Source organism: Thioalkalivibrio sp. ALE11, assembly GCF_000381205.1.
Taxonomy (GTDB): Bacteria; Pseudomonadota; Gammaproteobacteria; order Ectothiorhodospirales; family Ectothiorhodospiraceae; genus Thioalkalivibrio.
Genome location: NZ_KB906175.1, coordinates 61,321 through 79,837 on the forward strand (window position 1 = coordinate 61,321; position 18,517 = coordinate 79,837).

The 18,517-nt window shown below is 68.2% G+C and carries 10 protein-coding genes; all 10 read left to right on the forward strand.

Annotated elements, in window-relative coordinates:
• Positions 1-202 precede the first annotated feature (202 nt).
• The 10 genes from F620_RS15525 to cobS all read left to right on the forward strand — a co-directional run bounded on the left by F620_RS15525 (position 203) and on the right by cobS (position 18,125).
• Positions 203-9,754: a GLUG motif-containing protein gene (locus F620_RS15525; RefSeq protein ID WP_019570679.1), complete on the forward strand. Its 9,552-nt coding sequence runs from the start codon at positions 203-205 to the stop codon at positions 9,752-9,754.
• Between the two features lie 237 nt (positions 9,755-9,991).
• Entirely contained in the window at positions 9,992-10,603 is a 612-nt protein-coding gene (gene rrtA / locus F620_RS14385; protein ID WP_231373896.1) for a rhombosortase, read from the forward strand.
• A gap of 263 nt (positions 10,604-10,866) precedes the next feature.
• Positions 10,867-11,619: a 5,6-dimethylbenzimidazole synthase gene (bluB, locus tag F620_RS0111630; protein WP_026331441.1), complete on the forward strand. Its 753-nt coding sequence runs from the start codon at positions 10,867-10,869 to the stop codon at positions 11,617-11,619.
• Entirely contained in the window at positions 11,616-12,560 is a 945-nt protein-coding gene (cbiB, locus tag F620_RS0111635) for an adenosylcobinamide-phosphate synthase CbiB (RefSeq protein WP_019570682.1), read from the forward strand. The genes bluB and cbiB overlap by 4 nt, the downstream gene beginning before the upstream one ends.
• Before the next feature lie 55 nt (positions 12,561-12,615).
• Positions 12,616-13,605, forward strand: a complete 990-nt coding sequence (gene cobD / locus F620_RS0111640) for a threonine-phosphate decarboxylase CobD (protein ID WP_019570683.1) — start codon at positions 12,616-12,618, stop codon at positions 13,603-13,605.
• Positions 13,598-15,106 carry a cobyric acid synthase gene (locus tag F620_RS0111645; RefSeq protein WP_019570684.1) on the forward strand — a complete coding sequence of 503 codons (1,509 nt, stop codon included), beginning with the start codon at positions 13,598-13,600 and terminating at the stop codon, positions 15,104-15,106. The genes cobD and F620_RS0111645 overlap by 8 nt, the downstream gene beginning before the upstream one ends.
• Positions 15,103-15,630 carry a bifunctional adenosylcobinamide kinase/adenosylcobinamide-phosphate guanylyltransferase gene (gene cobU / locus F620_RS0111650; RefSeq protein WP_019570685.1) on the forward strand — a complete coding sequence of 176 codons (528 nt, stop codon included), beginning with the start codon at positions 15,103-15,105 and terminating at the stop codon, positions 15,628-15,630. Before F620_RS0111645 ends, cobU begins: the two co-directional genes overlap by 4 nt.
• A 28-nt stretch (positions 15,631-15,658) precedes the next feature.
• Complete coding sequence (gene cobT, locus F620_RS0111655) at positions 15,659-16,732, forward strand: nicotinate-nucleotide--dimethylbenzimidazole phosphoribosyltransferase (RefSeq protein ID WP_019570686.1); 1,074 nt, start codon at positions 15,659-15,661, stop codon at positions 16,730-16,732.
• Positions 16,729-17,340, forward strand: a complete 612-nt coding sequence (locus tag F620_RS0111660; RefSeq protein ID WP_019570687.1) for a histidine phosphatase family protein — start codon at positions 16,729-16,731, stop codon at positions 17,338-17,340. Before cobT ends, F620_RS0111660 begins: the two co-directional genes overlap by 4 nt.
• Complete coding sequence (cobS, locus tag F620_RS0111665; RefSeq protein ID WP_019570688.1) at positions 17,337-18,125, forward strand: adenosylcobinamide-GDP ribazoletransferase; 789 nt, start codon at positions 17,337-17,339, stop codon at positions 18,123-18,125. Before F620_RS0111660 ends, cobS begins: the two co-directional genes overlap by 4 nt.
• Positions 18,126-18,517: the final 392 nt, after the last annotated feature.

The following is an 18,517-nucleotide window of genomic DNA, read 5'->3' on the forward strand; positions in this document are numbered from 1 at the left end:
CCTGTGGTCAAGACACCACAGTGTGGCCGTTTAGCTGGAGGCCAAAGAGTACACCTTTCTGCCGCTTGGCCAAATGTTCAGGCGTTGCTTCCGGATCCGTGATGAGAGGAATGGTGAGAGTCTGTGAGTGGACGGGTAGGGGAGGCGGCGGTTCCAATGGGCCGAAGTGTAAAAAAACCGTGACAACACGGGGGAATTTGCCATGTCCGCCAGTCCCCGCCGTTCCCTGAATGCCCTGTCGCAGGTTCTGGGCCTTGGGCTGAAGCATTCGCCCCTGGTGCTGGGGGTGGTCGGCGTGCTGGGCTGCGGACTGGCCTGGGGTGCGGGAGAGGCGGAAGACGACCTGGGTATCCAGGATTTCAACGAGCTGTTTGAAGAGGCCCCCGAGGCCCCTTGGCAGATCGTCGAGGATGCCGTGTACCAGGGCGATGAGGCCTGGATGCGACTGACAGAAAATGTGGAACATCAGGTTGGAGCGCTGATCTACGACCAGGCCTTCGAACGCGACGTCGGTGTGGACGTGGCATTCCGCTACTACATGGAGAAGGATGTGGTCACGGATGCCGATGGCCCCACCGACGACCACGGTGCCGACGGCCTGGCGTTCTTCCTGTTCGACGGAAACCACGAGTTTTCCGGACTGGGTCCCTCGGGTGGGGCCCTGGGTTACGGACGCTCCAGTGACTTCGATGATCCCGAGAACGACGAGCATGGGTTGCCCCATGCTTACATGGGGCTGGGCTTCGATCTCTATGGCGGATTTACCCGTGGCGAGGGGCCGTATGATACCGAGAACCGCAACCAGGTGACCCTGCGAGGCCCGGGTCACGAACAGGAGGGCTACCAAAAGTTCGCGAGCGAGCATTTCTGGGTGGCGAATAGCCAGTATGTCGATGTCCGTGTGGTCCTGACCGACGAGCAGCGCCTGCTGGTCTTTGTTCGGAATGTCGGTGATGGCGCGACCTGGTCCGGCACTGACTACTGGGGCAGCCCCATTATCGACATCGATTATGCCGCGGCAATCGATACTGCCGGTTTTGTCGGCCCCGATACCCTGAAATTCGGCTTCGCGGCCGCCACGGGCGGGCTGACCAATGTCCATGCCGTCGAACACGTTGCCCTGCGTACGGTATCCGACCTGCCGACCATCAGCGAGGAGTTCAGCAGCGAGCCCGAGTTGCCCTGGGACTTCGGCGATGGTGACCAGGATTCGTACTACGACGCCCCCAACGAGCGCCTGATCCTCACGCCCCATGCGAATGATCAGGTGGGCTATCTCTTGTACGACCGCGCCTTCACTCGCGAGGCCGGGCTGGACCTGACCTTCGCCTACACCATGGAAGACCCCGACGGAGCGGATGGCCTGTCGTTCTTTCTCATGGACGGGCTGTATCCGGTCAATGGCATTGGGCCCAGTGGCGGTGATCTTGGCTACAGCAATACCGCGGGGGATGGACTGCCCCGGGCCGTGTTGGGGCTGGGGTTCGACCGTTACGGAAATTTCTCCGACAACCCGGATCCTGCTGGTGATGGCGGTACAACCTCCGATCATGTAGTCCTGCGCGGCTCGGGTCATGAACAAACAGGCTATGAGCAACTGGCGGCCACACCGTTTGCCGATATGGCGGGTGGAGAGCGCCTGGTCAATGTCGTGCTGAGCGAGGATCAACGGCTCACGGTCCGGGTCAGCACCGATGACGGTGAGACCTGGACGCCTTTGTTTGAAGAGTTCGATATTGCTGCTGAAAACACCGGCCCGCACAAGGATGCGGAGACCCTGAAGTTCGGTTTTGCCGCTTCCACCGGGAGTGTCACCAATCTTCACGCTATCAACCGCGTGTCGGTGAATGCCGAGTCCAACATGGAGGTCTCCGCGCGGGCAGAGCCGGCAGACGCGGGAGCCGTAACGGGGGCCGGGATCTACAACGACGGCGACGAGGCCGGCCTGAACGCTATCCCCGAAAAAGGCTATCTGTTCATTGAGTGGCGAGAGAACGGGACCGTCGTCTCTGGGGAGCCGGAGTACTCGTTCACGGTCGATGTCAGCAACGATGGCGAGAGCCGTGACCTGGTCGCACACTTTGAGCCAGCCTTTGCCGCTGGTGAAGGCAGCGCCGACAATCCCTACGAAATCGCTGACTGGGAACAGTTGCACCGGGTCCGCGACTATCTGGATGACCACTTCGCCCTCACAGCCAATCTGGACGCCGATGCACCCGGGTACGAAGAATTCGCCTCGGCCACGTCCAATGGGGGCGCAGGTTGGCAGCCTGTCGGTCAGGCGCACGACAACTATTTCAGCGGTTCCCTGGATGGTCAGGGGTATCGCCTCGAAGGATTGCGGATTGATCGCCCCACCGAAAATGCCGTCGGTCTTTTCGGCCGGACGGGGCCAGGCGCCGAGATCGCCAATCTGACCCTGTCGGATGCTGCCATTACCGGGAATTTCGATGTGGGGGTACTGGTTGGTTATGCCGAACAGACCCAGATCAGCAACACGCACGTGGACACCGCGAACGTCACCGGGTCCGGTAATTACGTTGGCGGTCTGGCTGGACGGCTGGAGACCTCATCGGCGTTGACAGACAGCACGGCAAGCGCCGATGTGGTGTCGTCCGGTAATGCCTATGTCGGCGGCCTAGTGGGTTTTGCCGATGCGGCTACGATCACCGAGAGCCATGCCAGCGGCTCGATAACTCTGAATGGCAACGAATCGGCCGGCGGGCTGGTCGGCGAAGCGCGTGACACGACCATCGTGCGCAGTTCGGCCGCAGTCGATGTGAATGGTCCGCACGGCGGTTGGTATAACGGCGGCCTGGTCGGTCTGCTAAAGGGCGGCGAGATCCGCGAAAGCCATGCCACCGGCGGCGTCTCCGGCGCGGCCGGGGGAGCCGGTGGTCTGGCGGGTTACGTCTGGCAGAACGGACACATCATCGACTCCCACGCCACGGGCGCGGTGCTGGGCGATGACTATGTCGGTGGCCTGGTCGGCTGGCTGGACAACGGCCAGGTGACCGACTCCTTTGCTGCCAATACGGTCGACACGGGTGCCCAGCATTACGGCGGACTAACTGGCAACAATGCCGCGACGGTAACGCGTGCCTACTACGATCGCCTGATCAATCCCGGCATGCCGGACGAGTCGACCCGCGGGCTCACTACTTCGCAGCTCAGTAATCTGGCTGTCTTCGAGGGCTGGGATATGACCGCCGTGCCCGAGCTGGACGCCGGCTATCCCGCCCTGGCCTGGACCCACGAGGGCTCTTACGGCTCGACCTGGGTGATCAGCGATCAAGTGCTGTTCGATGCCGGGGACGGTTCCGAGCAGCGCCCCTACGTGGTCTCCATGCCGGAACAGCTGGACCAGGTCGGCGACGACCCAACGGCGCACTACGTGCTCGCCGGCGACCTCGACCTTGCCGGCACCGACTGGCAGCCCGTCGGCAGCGAGACGGCGCCGTTTACCGGTTCGCTGAGCAGCGAGTACGGCGAACCCGTGGTCCTCCGTGGCCTGGAGGGTCGCCCGTTGTTCGGTGTCATCGGCCCTGGCGCCGTCGTCTCCGACCTGGTGATCGAGGGCAGCGTGAACGCGGCGGCGGATACAAACTCGGGCCTGCTCGCGAATGCCGTCGAGGGTACCGAAAGCGCGCCGGCGACCATCGGCAATGTAACCATCGACAGTGGCAGCAGCATCGACGGCGGTGACAGCGACTACATCGGCGGGCTGGCCGGTACGGTCCGGCATGCCGACCTGAACGACATCTCGATCGACGGTAACGTGCAGGGACGCGACTACGTGGGTGGCGTCTCCGGCGAGCTTCGCGACAGCACGCTGACCGATACTACCGTCAACGGCAGCACTCAGGGCCGCAATCACGTGGGTGGAGTCGGTGGCCGCATTACCAACGGCCGGCTCGACCATACCGAGATCAACGGCGATACGGCCGGCAACGACTACGTCGGCGGCGTCGGCGGCACCATCGAGGACAGCGAGCTGAGCGACACCACCATCAACGGGGGTGTGCAGGGGAGCGGCAGCAACGTCGGCAGCGTCGGCGGCCAGATCAATCGGTCGGAAAACGCCAACTGCGTGCTGGAGACGATCCGCGCGAACGGAAGCGTTTCCGGCGGCAACAAGACCGGTGGTGTGGGCGGCAGCATCGATGGCTGCTCGGTCAGCGACGCCGAGGTCGACGGCGATGTCACCGGCGGCGACGACACCGGTGGTGTGGGCGGCACGGTCTCCGACAGCGATATCAGCGTGGTCACCGTCGAAGGCAACGTCCAGGGCGATGACCGAGTAGGTGGCATCGGCGGCACGGTCGACGGGAGCACCATTGACGAAGTGGCTATCAATGGAAACGTTTCCGGCGATTCGAATGTCGGCGCCATCGGCGGCCAGATCACCGACAGCGAAGTCAGCAACGAAACCGTCTCGGGCCAGGTTGCCCAGACGCCCTCAAGCGGCGACGGTACCGCGGGCTCGCCCTATGTCATCGACACGGCCGAGCAGTTCGCCTGGATGCATAACGAGCCGGGTGCCCACTATGTGCTCGCCGGTGCCATCGATCTCGGTGGCACCGGCTGGCAGCCCGTCGGTACCACCACGACGCCGTTCACCGGCTCGCTCGGCAGCCAGACCGGCGATCCGGTCACCATTTCCGGGCTCGACGGCGAGCCGCTGTTCGGCGTGATCGGCCCCGATGGCGAGGTCTCCAATCTCGTCATCGAGGGCAGCGTCAACGACGACGCCGGCAATAACGCCGGCCTGCTCGCCAACACGATCAAGGGTGCCGAGGGGAACGAGGTGCTCATCGACGGCATCACCATCGACGCGGGCAGCCATATCGACGGACAGGACTATGTAGGCGGTGTGGCCGGCACCATCGAGCATGCTGCACTGAGTAACATCACCGTTGATGGCAACGTGTCCGGTTTCGACCATGTCGGCGGCATCGGCGGCAGCATCAATGACAGCACGGTCAGCGACTCGACCGTCAATGGCGAGGTCTCGGGTAGAGGCGACAACGTGGGGGCCGTCAGTGGCAGCGGCAACAACGTGACCGAGACCAATGTCACGGACAACGCCGAGGTCACGGCCGGGGTGCTGCAGATCACCAGCACTCCGGTGACCCAGGCGACCGTTGGTGGGGAATACAGTTATGTACTGGGCGCCGACGGCGGTACCGGCGAGTATGCCTTCACGCTGGAGCAAGGGCCGGACTGGCTGGCGATCGGTGAGTCGGAATCCCTTGGTGGAACGGCCGAGGTCGTGATCGGCACCAGAGACGATTCAGGGGGCACCTCGGACAAGCTGAATGGCCCGATGGGCATCTTCCTGGATGGCAACGGGAACCGCTACATCGTTGATACCGGGAATGCCCGGGTGCAGAAATGGGCGCCCGGTGCGAGCGAAGGTGTGACGGTTGCGGGTGGTAATGGGGCCGGTACCAATGCTGACCAGCTTCATACCCCGATGGATGTCGTTGTCGATGGCGACGGCAATATCTATATCTCCGACAACGGCGCTCACCGGGTCCAGAAGTGGGCACCGGGTGCCAGTGAAGGGGAAGACTTGGATGGCCTGCCGATTTTCAACCCCTACTATCTGGCTATCGACCAAGCGAACAATCGCCTTTATGCAGAAGGGAAGGACCAATTAAACCGTGTCCTGGCTGTCTATGACCTGGAAGAAAATTCCGGCTGGACCGAGCTGGCTCGCCACGAGCACTCGTCCGCAAGAGGTATCGCGGTCGATAGCCAGGGCAGCGTGTATGTCTCGGATGCCGACGACAACAGAGTGAGGAAGTACGAACCCGAGACGGAGACGTGGACGGTAGCAGCGGGCGGCAACAAGGGCGAGTTGTCGAATCCGGGAGCCATCGCGTTCGATGCCGCGGACAATCTCTACATCGTGGACGCCGAAAACGAGCGCGTACTGGTCTGGGAGCAGGGTTCCACGGAAGGGACGGTTGTTGCGGGCACTCAGGATACCGCTGAGCTGGGCAACCACCCCGTGGGCTTCGCCTTCGATGCCGAGGGCCGGCTGTATTTCAGTGACTACAATGCCTCGATTGTATTGCGATTCGACGTGGTGCTCAGCCACGCCCTGACCGGCACTGTCCCGACCACGCAAGGAACCCACGAGGTTACCCTGGCCGTCAGCGACGAGTCGGAGCCCAGCCAGCAGGATACCCAGAGCTTCACCCTCGAGGTGGTCGGCCATGTGGTCACGGCGACTGCGGGTGCCAATGGCAGTGTCTCCCCGGCGAGCCAGACGCTCGACCACGAGGCATCGGCCGAGCTGACCCTCACCCCGGACAGCGGCTATGCGGTCGATACCGTGACCGGCTGTGGTGAAGGCAGCCTTGACGGGCTCACCTACGCCACGGGCCCGGTGACGGACGCCTGCACGGTGGAAGCGAGCTTCGTACGCGTGGCCACCGCGGGTACCGGGACGGCAGACGATCCTTACGTCATCGACGACACGGTCGATCTGGCCTACATCGACCAGGCACGCGACAGCCACTTCTTGCTCGATGGCGGCGCGGACGGACGGCTGGATGTGGGCGAGAACTGGCAGCCCATCGGCAGCGCGGGCGATCCCTTCACTGGCTCACTGAAGAGCCGTGATGGTACCCCGGTCACTCTTACCGGTCTCGACGGCAAACCGCTGTTTGACGAGTTGGGCCCGGGCGCCGAGGTGTCGGACCTGACCATCGAGGGCAGCGTCAACGACAACGCGGACGAGGGCTCTGGCCTGCTCGCCAACCGCATCCAGGGCATCGACGGCAACCCGGTCCGGGTCGACAACGTCACCATTGACGGTGACAGCCGGATCGACGGGGGCGAGAACGACTACATCGGCGGCATGGCGGGTACCATCGAGCACGGCGAACTGAACGGCATTACCGTGGACGCCGAGGTGAAGGGTCGTGACTACGTCGGTGGTATCGGTGGGCAAATCACCAATAGCACCATCAGCGAAACCACCGTCACCGGGGACGTCGAGGGTCGTGATTACGTCGGTGGCGTTGGTGGCGAGGTTGACGGCAGCACGGTCAACGACACGACCGTCACGGGTGATGTCACGGGTACTGGCGACCATGTCGGTGGTATCGGTGGTGGTGTGAACGATAGCGAGGTCCGCGACAGCACGGTCAGCGGCCACGTCGAGGGTGCCGACCGCGTTGGTGGTGTCGGTGGTGAACTACGCGACAGCGATATCCGCGATACGACGGTCAGCGGTGATGTGACCGGTTCAGGTGATCACGTTGGCGGCATCGGTGGCTTCGTGGAGGGCGGCACGACGGAGAATGTCGATGTCGAGGGCGAGGTGACCGTCCTTCCCTTCATCGTCGGCGAGGATGGCCAGGCCCTGGGTGACCAGAGCATCGCCACCGGACAGCCGGTGCGCTTCCAGATCCCGTCGGATGCCGATGTCGTGGTGGACGGCAATGTGACGCGAGGTGGAGCGACCAGCGATCTGCAGGGCGGCATTGGGATCTACCCGGTGCTGCTTCGAGATGCGGATGACGATGTGTTGCGAATGGATGACGAGGGCTACTACGTCTTCGAAGCGCAGCGCGGTGGCCTCTACGCGCTCACCTTTGACGGTGGCGAGACCTTCCACCTCAGCATCGAGTTCGAGGTGCGCCCGCAGGTGGCCTTCAGCAGCACGCGCCAGCTCGGCACCGACGGCGAGGAGGTCGAGATCCGGGCCGTCCTGGAAGGTACCCCGGGGCAGTATCCGGTGGTGGTTCCCTACAGCCTCTCCGGGGTTCATCTCATCGGTGACTCCGAGGGCCTGGAAACGGGTGGGGCGGGGCTACTGTCAGCCGGCGAGTTCACCTTCGAAGAGGGAGAGCACGAGCGGATTCGCCCCCTGAAGATAACGCCGAATGCGAATACCGGGACGATTCGCATCACCCTCACCCAGGGCGACGGGCCCGAGCACGCCATTCTGGGCGATCCGGCGGAGCACGACATTGAGCTGCGCTACGTCGACGAGATCCCGTTGTCGGTAGACGTGACCATTGAACAGGGCGCGACGGAAATCGCGGATGGCGTGGTTCAGGTCGGGGAGGGTGATGTCACCCTGTCGGTGACCCCGGGGGATGCCGGCATCGATTCCTACGACTGGAACGGGAGCGATCCGAATCTCGGTTTCAGTGGCCATGGTGGTCATACGATCATCATCACGGATGACGCTAATGGACTGGAACAGTTGGTCGGGGATGGCCATGGCTTCCAGGTCACGGTCACCGATGGCGCGCGGCGTGGGGCGGCGCTGGGTCGCCTGCGCGTGGTCGAAACCATTCCGGATGAGTATCAGGAGGCCATTCGCGACCGGGACGAAGCCCATCGCCTGCCCATCTGTCCGGAGGGTACGTTCCGCCTGGTCGGCGCTGGCCACTGCGCGAGCAGTGATCGCGAGGTGATGCTCGCTACGCCGGTAGGCTATAGCGTCCGGATGGGCGATACCTCGGAGCGGGTTTCCTGGGACGCGGGTCGTTTCGGCACCGGCATTCACTCGAACGATCTGCACGACGGGGGCGGCAACCTGGCCCTGAACCGTGATGATCCGGATTTCGAGCACCTGGGGTACCTGGTCGATTTCGAGGTCTTCGACCTGCAGCATCCGGGGCAATCCGTGCCCGTGGTGATCCCCTTGGCGGACGACGAGTCCATTCCGGCGAATGCCACGTGGCGCAAGTGGCACGGGGCTGATGGCTGGAAGGATTTTGTCCAGGATGACGCCAACCGCCTGCACTCAGCGCCGCGCAGCGGAGATGCGTGCCCCTGGCCGGGATCGGACCGCTGGGAGGCGGGCCTGAACGAGGGCTACCACTGTGTGCGGTTGATTCTCGAGGATGGGGGTCCCAATGACCTGAGCGGCAATGACCCGAACGGCGTGATTGCCGACCCGGGTACGCTGGCGGTGCCTGTGGGCGCCGGAGGTGATGAGGATGCCGGAGGCGATGAGGATGCCAAGCTGACCAGTGGGGGCGGTGGCGCCTTCGGGGGCTGGCTGATCGTGGGGCTCGCAGGCTTGCTACTGGCCGCTCGGGTGGGTCGTGGCCGGGGTGTCCGGCGGCGCCTGTCCCCGGGGGCGATCGGTGGAGCCGTGCTGTTGGTCCCGGGTCTGCTACTGGTACCCATGACCGTCCAGGCCGGCGGTGGTTCGGACGACGAGGCTCACCCCTGGTACGTGGGGGGTCAACTCGGGTATGCGCGCACCGGCGGGGTCAGTTCATCGAGCGTGACCGACGACATGGAACGTGCGGGGATCGCGGGTAGCGCACGGGTCAGCGACCGTACGCGCGAGGCGTGGCGGTTGTTCGGTGGGTACCACTTTACCGAGCATTTCGGACTGGAGGGTGGTTATACGGATCTGGGCGAGATCACCACGAGATTCCGGGACGTGGATGCCGGGCTCGAGGTAGATGACCTGGAGGGTATCCGGCCGACTTCGGGGCGGGGCCTGGAACTGGTGGGAACGGCGCGCTGGGCCGTCCATGAGCGCATCGATGTGTTTGCCCGTGCGGGTGTCTGGCACTGGCAGGCCCGCTATAACCTGCGCGTAGGCAGTGAGCGGGAACGCCGTACGGTGTACGGCACGTCGGGCGTGATCGGTGCCGGCGCGTCCTGGCACTGGAATGAGCGCTGGTCTTCCCGGCTGTCGGTGGATCGCTATCGTAGTGACGGATCGGACCACGACTTCTTCGGCATTGGTCTGGTCCGGCGCTACTGACACCTCGTGGCTCCGGCGCTCGATTCCAGCAAAACGCGGATCCAGTTAGCGAACACTGAATGATCGGCGGTCGCGTGGGGCGTGGCGCCCAGACCGATCGTCATGCTGCTCGCCCCTTACTGAACGCTTCGGGGTGCAACGCGGGACCGGGATGCATTGGGCGCCGTTGCCGTCCCGCCGCGACCCCGGGGCGGTCGTAACCGGTCAGGGCGGAACGGGTTCAGAGGGTTCGAATTTGTGACGCTGAAACGGTCTCTCCGCTGGCAATTGTTCCCCTTTCTGGTTGCGCTACCCGCTTTGCTGATTGCCCTGTCGGGCGAGACGGTCGGCGCCGTGATGCAGTACGAGCGGCCGGCGGTGAGCGACGGTGAGGTGTGGCGTTTACTCACGGGCCACTGGGTGCATCTGGGGTGGCGACATCTGGCCCTGAATCTGGTGGGGTTGTTTCTCGTGTGGCATCTCTTCGGACGGATGCTGCCCTTGGCCGGGTGGCTTGCCGTGCTGTTGGTGATTGCCTTGAGCCAGTCGGCCGCCCTGATGGTCTTCCATCCCGAGATTCTCTGGTATGTCGGGCTTTCCGGGCTGCTGCACGGATTGCTTGCGGCCGGGGCACTCGCGGCGCTTCGCCACATGCCCCTGATCGGTGCCGGTGCATTACTGCTGTTACTGGCCAAGTTGGCGCTGGAGACCCTGCAGCCAGGTGTCGGGATCGCGGGGGCGGGCGACTGGCTGGGAGGCCCGGTTGTCGTGGAATCCCACCGCTATGGAGCGCTTGCCGGGCTGCTGATCGGCGCACCGGCCGTCTGGTGCACGGCGCGTCAGGCGGCCCGCCGGGCCGGAGAAGCCTGAGGAGGCGCGTGCTGGTTCGGGTGTTTGCGCCGGTACATGGAGCCGCGCTGGTTTGTTCGACCGTCCCAATCGTATGCCAGGTGCCCGGGCGCAGCCAGAGTTCTGCGGTTCCCGCTCCACGTGGCGGGGTCACTGGAGAGGGGGGAGGGGAACGCGTATCATCCCGCTTTCCCGTCCGGTCCCGCGCGGGTGCGACTGCGCGGTGTCCGGGCCCCCGCTGAACCCTTGTGCCCATCTCGCCCGTTGCCGGGAGCCGCCTTCGCATGTCCTGCAATACCCCTCCATCCGCTGATCCCGGTGCTGCGCCCCGGACAGGCTTCTCGCTGGACGAGGTGGCCGCGGTTTATCGCGCGATCAACGAGCGCCGGGACATGCGGCATTTTCGCCCGGATCCTGTGGACTGCGAGACCCTGCGGCGCCTGCTGGAGGCTGCGCATCGCGCCCCCAGCGTCGGCTACATGCAGCCGTGGCGCTTCGTAAGGGTGGCCGATCCGGCGCTGCGCGAACGCATCCACGGCCATGTGGCCGCCGAACACGAGCGCACCGCCGAGGCCTGCGGCGAGCGCGGTGCCGAGGTTCAGCGGCTGAAGCTGGAGGGCATCCGCGACGCCGGGGAGATCCTGGTGGTCGCGCTGACCGACGGGCGCGAACGCTACGTGCTGGGCCGGCGCACCCTGCCGGAGATGGACCTGTGTTCGGCTGCCTGCGCGATCCAGAACCTGTGGCTGGCGGCGCGCGCCGAGGGGCTGGGCATGGGCTGGGTGTCGCTGTTCGAACCGGAATGGCTGGCGCGCACCCTGGGGATGCCGGAGGGGGCGCACCCGATCGCGATCCTGTGCCTGGGCGAGGTGGAGGCGTTCTACGACGAGCCGATGCTGGAGACCGAGGGCTGGGATACCCGGCGTCCGCTGGACGAGCTGGTGTTCGAGGACCGCTGGGGCCAGGCGGGTTCGAAGCCGGTGTCCGGCCCGCAGGCCGACTCCGGGGACGGTTCCCGGAATGAGAGTGTCTCATGACCGCCTTTCTCGTCCTGCTGGGCGCCCTGACCCTGGACCGGCTGTTCGGTGATCCGCGGCGCTTCCATCCGCTGGCGGGCTTCGGCCGTCTTGCCCAGGGGCTGGAACGGCGCTTCCACGCGGACAGCCGGCTGCGCGGGACCCTGTTGCTGACGGTGCTGGTGCTGCCCTGGGTGGTGCTGGCGGGCTGGGCGGCCAGCCTCGCCTGGGGCTGGGTCGTCAGCCTGCTGGTGCTGGTGCTGGCACTGGGCTGGCGCTCGCTGGACGAGCACGCCGAACGGGTGGCGGCGTCGCTGGAGCAGGGCGACCTGGATGGCGCGCGCGCCGGGACGGGGATGCTGGTGTCGCGCGCGACCGACGAGATGGATGCCGACGGGGTCAGCCGCGCGACCGTGGAATCGGTGCTGGAGAATGGCAACGACGCCCTGTTCGCCACGGTGTTCTGGTTCCTGGTGGCCGGTGCGCCGGGGGTGGTGGCTTATCGGCTGGTGAACACCCTGGATGCGATGTGGGGCTATCGCACGCCGCGCCACCGCCATTTCGGCTGGGCCGCCGCGCGCCTGGACGACGTGTTCAACTACATCCCCGCGCGCCTGACCGCGCTGGCCTATGCCGCCGCCGGGCGCATGGGCAGCGCGCTGCGCTGCTGGCGCGAACAGGCCGCCGCGTGGAAGAGCCCCAACGCCGGGCCGGTGATGGCCGCCGGCGCGGGCGCACTGGACGTGCGGCTGGGCGGCTATGCGTATTATCACGGCCGGCGCGAATGGCGGCCGTCGCTGGGGCCCGACCCGGTCCCGGACGTAGCCCCGGAGAAAGCATCGGAAGATGGCGCCGCGTCCGGGGCCGCGCGCATCCGCCGCGCGATGGCACTGGTGGACCGCGCGCTGGCGCTGTGGATGGCGGTGATCGTGATCGGGGTGTCGTTCGTTGTCCTCGCCTGACGCGCGGTCCGGATCTTGGGACGGCGGGACGCCGGAGTCGCGCCATGGCGGGGGCGTGCGCGCGGCGGCCCGGCGCTGGGGGCATCCGGTCGAGGAGTGGCTGGACCTGTCCACCGGCATCAACCCGCGGGGCTGGCCGGTGCCGCCGCTGCCGCCTCAGGCCTGGACGCGGCTGCCGGAGGCCGATGACGGGCTGGAGGCGGCGGCCGCCGCGTATTACGGCAGCGACGCCCTGCTGCCGCTGCCCGGTTCCCAGGCCGCGATCCAGGCCCTGCCGGCGCTGTGGGGCGAGGGCACCGGCCGCGAGCAGGCCCGGGTCGGCGTGCTGCACCCGGGTTACAACGAACACGCGCGCGCCTGGAGCGCCTGCGGCCACGCCGTGCAGCCCGTGGAGCCAGAGGCCGGCGCCATCGAGGCCGTGCTGGACGCGCTCGACGTGCTGGTGCTGATCCATCCCAACAACCCCACCGGCACGCGCTTCGAGCCCGCGCAGCTGCGGGAGTGGCACGCCCGGCTGGCGCGGCGCGGCGGCTGGCTGGTGGTGGACGAGGCCTTCGTCGACAGCGAGCCGCAGCTGAGTCTGGTGCCGGAGGGCCCGCGCGACGGGCTGGTGGTGCTGCGCTCGCTGGGCAAGTTCTTCGGTCTGGCCGGGGCCCGGGTCGGGTTCGTGTTCGCGCCGGATCCGCTGCGCCGGGCGCTGAGCGCGCGCCTGGGGCCGTGGAGCGTGCCGGGGCCGTCGCGGCAGGTCGCGGCCGGGGCGCTGGCGGATCATGGCTGGCAGTCGGCGCGGCGCATGCAGTTGGCGGGCGAGGGCGAGCGCCTGGCGGCCCTGCTGCGCGCGCACGGACTCGCCCCGGATGGCGGTACCGCGCTGTTCCAGTGGGTGCGCAGCGAACGCGCCGAAGAGATCCAGGACCGGCTGGCGCGCGCGGCGATCCTGGTGCGGCGCTTCGACGAGCCCGCCAGCCTGCGCTTCGGGCTGCCCGGCGACGAGGCGGGCTGGCGGCGTCTGGAGACCGCACTTTCGGAGCTGAGTGATGACTGACACCGGCGGCACGCTGATGGTCCAGGGTACTACCTCGGATGCCGGCAAGAGCGTGCTGGTGGCCGGGCTGGGGCGTGTGCTGCGCCGGCGCGGTATCGCGGTGGCGCCGTTCAAGCCGCAGAACATGGCGCTCAACAGCGCGGTGACCGCGCAGGGCGGCGAGATCGGGCGGGCCCAGGCCCTGCAGGCCGCCGCCTGCGGGCTGGAGCCGCATACCGACTTCAACCCGGTGCTGCTCAAGCCCTCCAGCGATCGCGGCGCCCAGGTGATCGTCAACGGCCGCGCGGTGGAGGAGCTGGACGCGCGCGCCTACCATGACTACAAGCCGGTGGCGCGCGAGGCGGTGCTGGCGGCGCACGGGCGTCTGGTGGCGCAATACGACTCGGTGCTGGTGGAAGGGGCCGGCTCGCCGGCGGAGATCAACCTGCGCGCGGGCGACATCGCCAACATGGGGTTCGCCGAGGCGGTGGACTGTCCGGTGATCCTGGTCGCGGACATCGATCGCGGCGGGGTGTTCGCGCATCTGGTGGGGACGCTGGCGCTGCTGGCGGAAAGCGAGCGGGCGCGGGTGGCCGGCTTCGTGATCAACCGCTTTCGTGGCGATCCGGCGCTGCTGCAGTCCGGGCTGGACTGGCTGGAGGCCGAGACCGGCAAGCCGGTGCTGGGCGTGCTGCCGTATCTGTCGGGGCTGCAGCTGGATGCCGAGGACGCGCTGCTGCGCGAGGCGGCCCCGGCGAGTGACGCGTGGGCGAGCGGCGAGGGCGAGCCCCTGCGGGTGGTGGTGCCGGCGCTGCCGCGGATCTCCAACCACACGGATTTCGACCCGCTGCGCCTGCACCCCGGGGTGTCGCTGCGCTTCGCCGGGCCGGGGGAGCGGCTGCAGCCGGCGGATCTGGTGCTCCTGCCGGGGTCCAAGGCGGTGCGCGACGACCTGGCCTGGCTGCGCGAACAGGGCTTCGAGCGCGAACTGATGCGCCACCTGCGCTACGGTGGCCGGGTGCTGGGGATCTGCGGCGGCTACCAGATGCTGGGGCGCGCGGTGCACGACCCGGAAGGCGTCGAGGGCACCCCGGGCTCCTCGCCAGGGCTGGGCCTGCTGGACGTGGAGACTACGCTGCGCCCGGCCAAGCAACTGCGGCAGGTGACCGGCGAGGGCGTGATGGAGCGGGCGGCGCCGGTGCGCGGCTACGAGATCCACGCCGGGCACACCGCCGGGGCGGACTGCGAGCGCCCGGTGCTGCAACTGGCCGCGGGGCCGGACGGCGCGCGTTCGGCGGACAACGCAGTGGCCGGCACCTACGTGCACGGGGTGTTCGACGAGCCGGCCGCCGCCGGGGCGCTGCTGGCCTGGGCGGGGCTGGAGGCGGACGGCGCCGCCGTGGATCTGGACGCGCTGCGCGAGGCGAGCCTGGAGCGTCTGGCCGACGCACTGGAGGAACACATGGACATCGACCGACTGCTGGACCTGCTGCACGTGCCACAAGGGGGCGCCCGGTCATGAGAACCCTGATCCTGGGCGGCGTGCGTTCGGGCAAGAGCCGCATGGCGGAGCAGCTGGCGCTGGCTTCCGGCCAGCCGGTGACCTACGTGGCCACCGCGCGCGCCGACGACGACGAGATGCTGCGGCGGGTGGAACAGCACCGCCGCCGGCGTCCGGCCGGCTGGGACCTGATCGAGGCCGGCGACGATCTGGCCGTGCGGCTGCAGGAGGCCGCGGCGCCGGATCGCTGCCTGCTGATCGACTGCCTGACCCTGTGGCTCACGCAGCTGCTGTGCACCGAAGACGAGGCGCACATCGAGCGCGAGCGCGAGGCGCTGATCGCCACGCTGCCGACGCTGCCGGGTACCATTATCGCGGTGAGCAACGAGACCGGGCTGGGGATCGTGCCGCTGGATGCGCTGTCGCGGCGCTTCGCCGACGAGGCCGGTGCGCTGCACCAGCGCCTGGCCGCCGATCTCGACCGCGTGGTGCTGACCGTCGCCGGGCTGCCGCACGTGCTAAAGGGCCCGGTGGTGAACGCCTGATGACCGCATCGACCCGCGAGGAACCCGCGTGACCGAAGACTGTGACTGGCTGAACGTCCCCGCCGCGCCGCTGGATGCCAGGGCGGGCGCGCGTGCCCGCGCGAGGCAGGAACGCCTGACCAAGCCGCCGGGCTCGCTGGGCCGGCTGGAGAACCTGGCCGAGCGCCTGGCCGAGCTGCAGGGCCGTGAGTGCCCGCACCCGCCGCAGCCGTGGATCACCGTGTTCGCCGGGGACCATGGCGTGGTCGCCGAAGGCATCTCGCGCTTTCCGCAGGCCGTGACCGGGCAGATGGTCGCCAACTTCGCCGCCGGCGGGGCGGCCATCGCCGTGCTCGCGCGCAGCCTGGACGCGGGGCTGGAGATCATCGACCTGGGCACGGTACCCGGTGGTCCCGAGCCCGAGGGCGTGATCCGCGCCGGCCTGGGCCCGGGCACCGCCAACTTCGCGCGCGAGCCCGCGATGACCCCGGCGCAGCTGGAGCGCGCGCTGAACACCGGACGCCAGGCGGCCGAACGTGCGCGCCAGGGCGGGGCGGGGCTGTTCATCGGCGGCGAGATGGGCATCGGCAACACCACCGCCGCGGCGGCCGTGGCCTGCGGTGTGCTGGGGGCCTCGCCGGACGCGCTGGCGGGCCCGGGCACCGGGCTGGACTCGGCCGGGGTGCGGCACAAGGCCGAGGTGATCGAACGCGCGCTGGCCCTGCATGCCGAGGCCGGGGATTCGGCGCTGGAGTGGCTGCGGCGGGTCGGCGGCTTCGAGATCGCCGGGCTGACCGGCGCGTTCCTGGCCAGCGCGCAGATCGGCCAGCCGGTGCTGGTGGACGGCTTCATCGCCAGCACCGCGGCACTGGTGGCGACGCGGCTGTGCCCGGGGGCGGGGGACTGGTTCTTCTACGCCCACCGCTCCGCCGAGCCCGGGCACGACCGCGTGCTCGAGGCGCTGGGCGCGCAGCCGCTGCTGGATCTGGGCATGCGCCTGGGTGAGGGCAGCGGCGCGGCAACCGCGGTGCCGCTGCTGCGCATGGCCTGCGAGCTGCACGCCGGCATGGCGACTTTCGACGAGGCCGGGGTGGCGGACGACGACTCCGGAGCGGACGCGTGAGTACGGGGGCGTCCGCCAGCGCCGGGGCGCGGGTCGGGCTGCTGCGCCACGGCGAGACCACCGGCGAGGGCTTCTGCGGCGCCGGCAGCGACGTGCCCCTGACCGCGCGCGGCCAGGCGGCGATGGAGGGTGAACTGGCACGTCGGCGCCCGCCGGGCCTGGCCTCCGGCGAACCGGCCTGGGACCGCATCGTGACCTCGCCGCTGCAGCGCTGTCAGGGGCCGGCCTCGTCCTGGGCCGAGCGCTGGGACGTGCCGCTGGTGGTGGAACCGCGCCTGAAAGAGCTGCACTTCGGCACCTGGGAGGGCCGCAGCGCCGCCGCACTAATGGAGACCGAGGCCGACGCGCTGGGCCGCTTCTGGCAGGATCCGGAAGGCTGCCCGCCGCCGCAAGGCGAGGCGCTGGGCGCGTTCCGCGGGCGCGTGCTGGCCGGCTGGCGCGAGAGCGTGGCCACGCCCGGCACCGCGCGCACGCTGGTGGTCACCCACGGCGGCGTCATCCGCGTATTGCGCGCGCACTTCGAGGGCATCCCGCTGGCCGAACTGCTGAACATCGAGGCCCCGCTGGCGGTGCTGCACTGGGTCGATCCTGCGCGGGTGCAGGCATGAGCCGGCCGGCCACGCTCGCCCCGCTGTGGCTGGCGCTGGTGTTCCTCACCCGGGTGCCGCTGCCGGCGCGCCTGCTGCCCGAGGCCCCGCGCCCGGAGGACGCCGGGCGCTCGCTGCTGTTCTACCCGCTGGTGGGGCTGGTGCTGGGCCTGTTGCTGGCCGGCGGCGGCATGCTGCTGGCCCTGCTGCCGGGCGCCGAACCGCTGCTGCTCGCCGCACTGCTGCTGGCCGCCTGGGTGGCGATCACCGGCGCGCTGCATCTGGACGGGCTGGCCGACACGGTGGATGCCCGCGTGGGCAGCCACGGCGACCCCGAGCGCGCCCGCACCATCATGAAGGACCCGACCTCCGGCCCGATCGCGGTGGCCACCGTGATGCTGGTGCTGCTGGTCAAGTTCGCCGCGCTGGTGCCGCTGGTGGCCGCCGCGCAGTGGCTGGCGCTGGTGATCGCCGTGGTCCTCGGCCGCGCCGCGCTGGTGCTGCTGTTCCGCCTCGCGGATTACCTCAATCCCGCCGGCCTGGGCGCGGACATGGCGGCGCACCTGCCCGAACGGGCCGCGGCCGGAGTACTGGTGGCCACCGCCATCGCCGTGGTCATCCTCGGCGTGGCTGGCGGCCTGCCCGGCGCCATCATCGCCCTGATCGCCGCCGGCGCCACCGTGGCCGCCCTGGCCGCGTTCTTCCGCCGCTGGCTCGGCGGCTTCACCGGCGACCCCGCCGGCGCCACCCTGGAGATCGTCGAGACCGTGGCCCTGGTGGTGATGGCCCTGAGCCTCACCGCGTAGGAGCGGTCTCGGCGGTGAATGGACGGCATTCACCCCGGGTTCTGCTCGTTCGCCTGCACGCAGGCTCCCACAAGTGGTGTGGGGCGCCGCCCGTCGAACCGCCACGCTCAAGTGTGCGATGCGCCTCCTCCGCACCCCGTTTGGCCTGGACACCTCCCCCGGGGGTATAGTCAGGGCGCCCTGAGCCTTTGACTGCCCCCACCTGGACCAAGACGGAGGTGTCAGATGAGCAGCAAGAAGGCCAAGAGCAACCAGAACAACGGCAAGCGGGATAAGGGCCGGTTCTCCTCCAAGCGCAAGACGGAGGTGGTCCTGCGCCTGCTGCGCGGGGAGGACCTCGAGGCCCTGAGCCGGGAGTACGGGGTCACGGCGGCTCGGATCAGCCAGTGGCG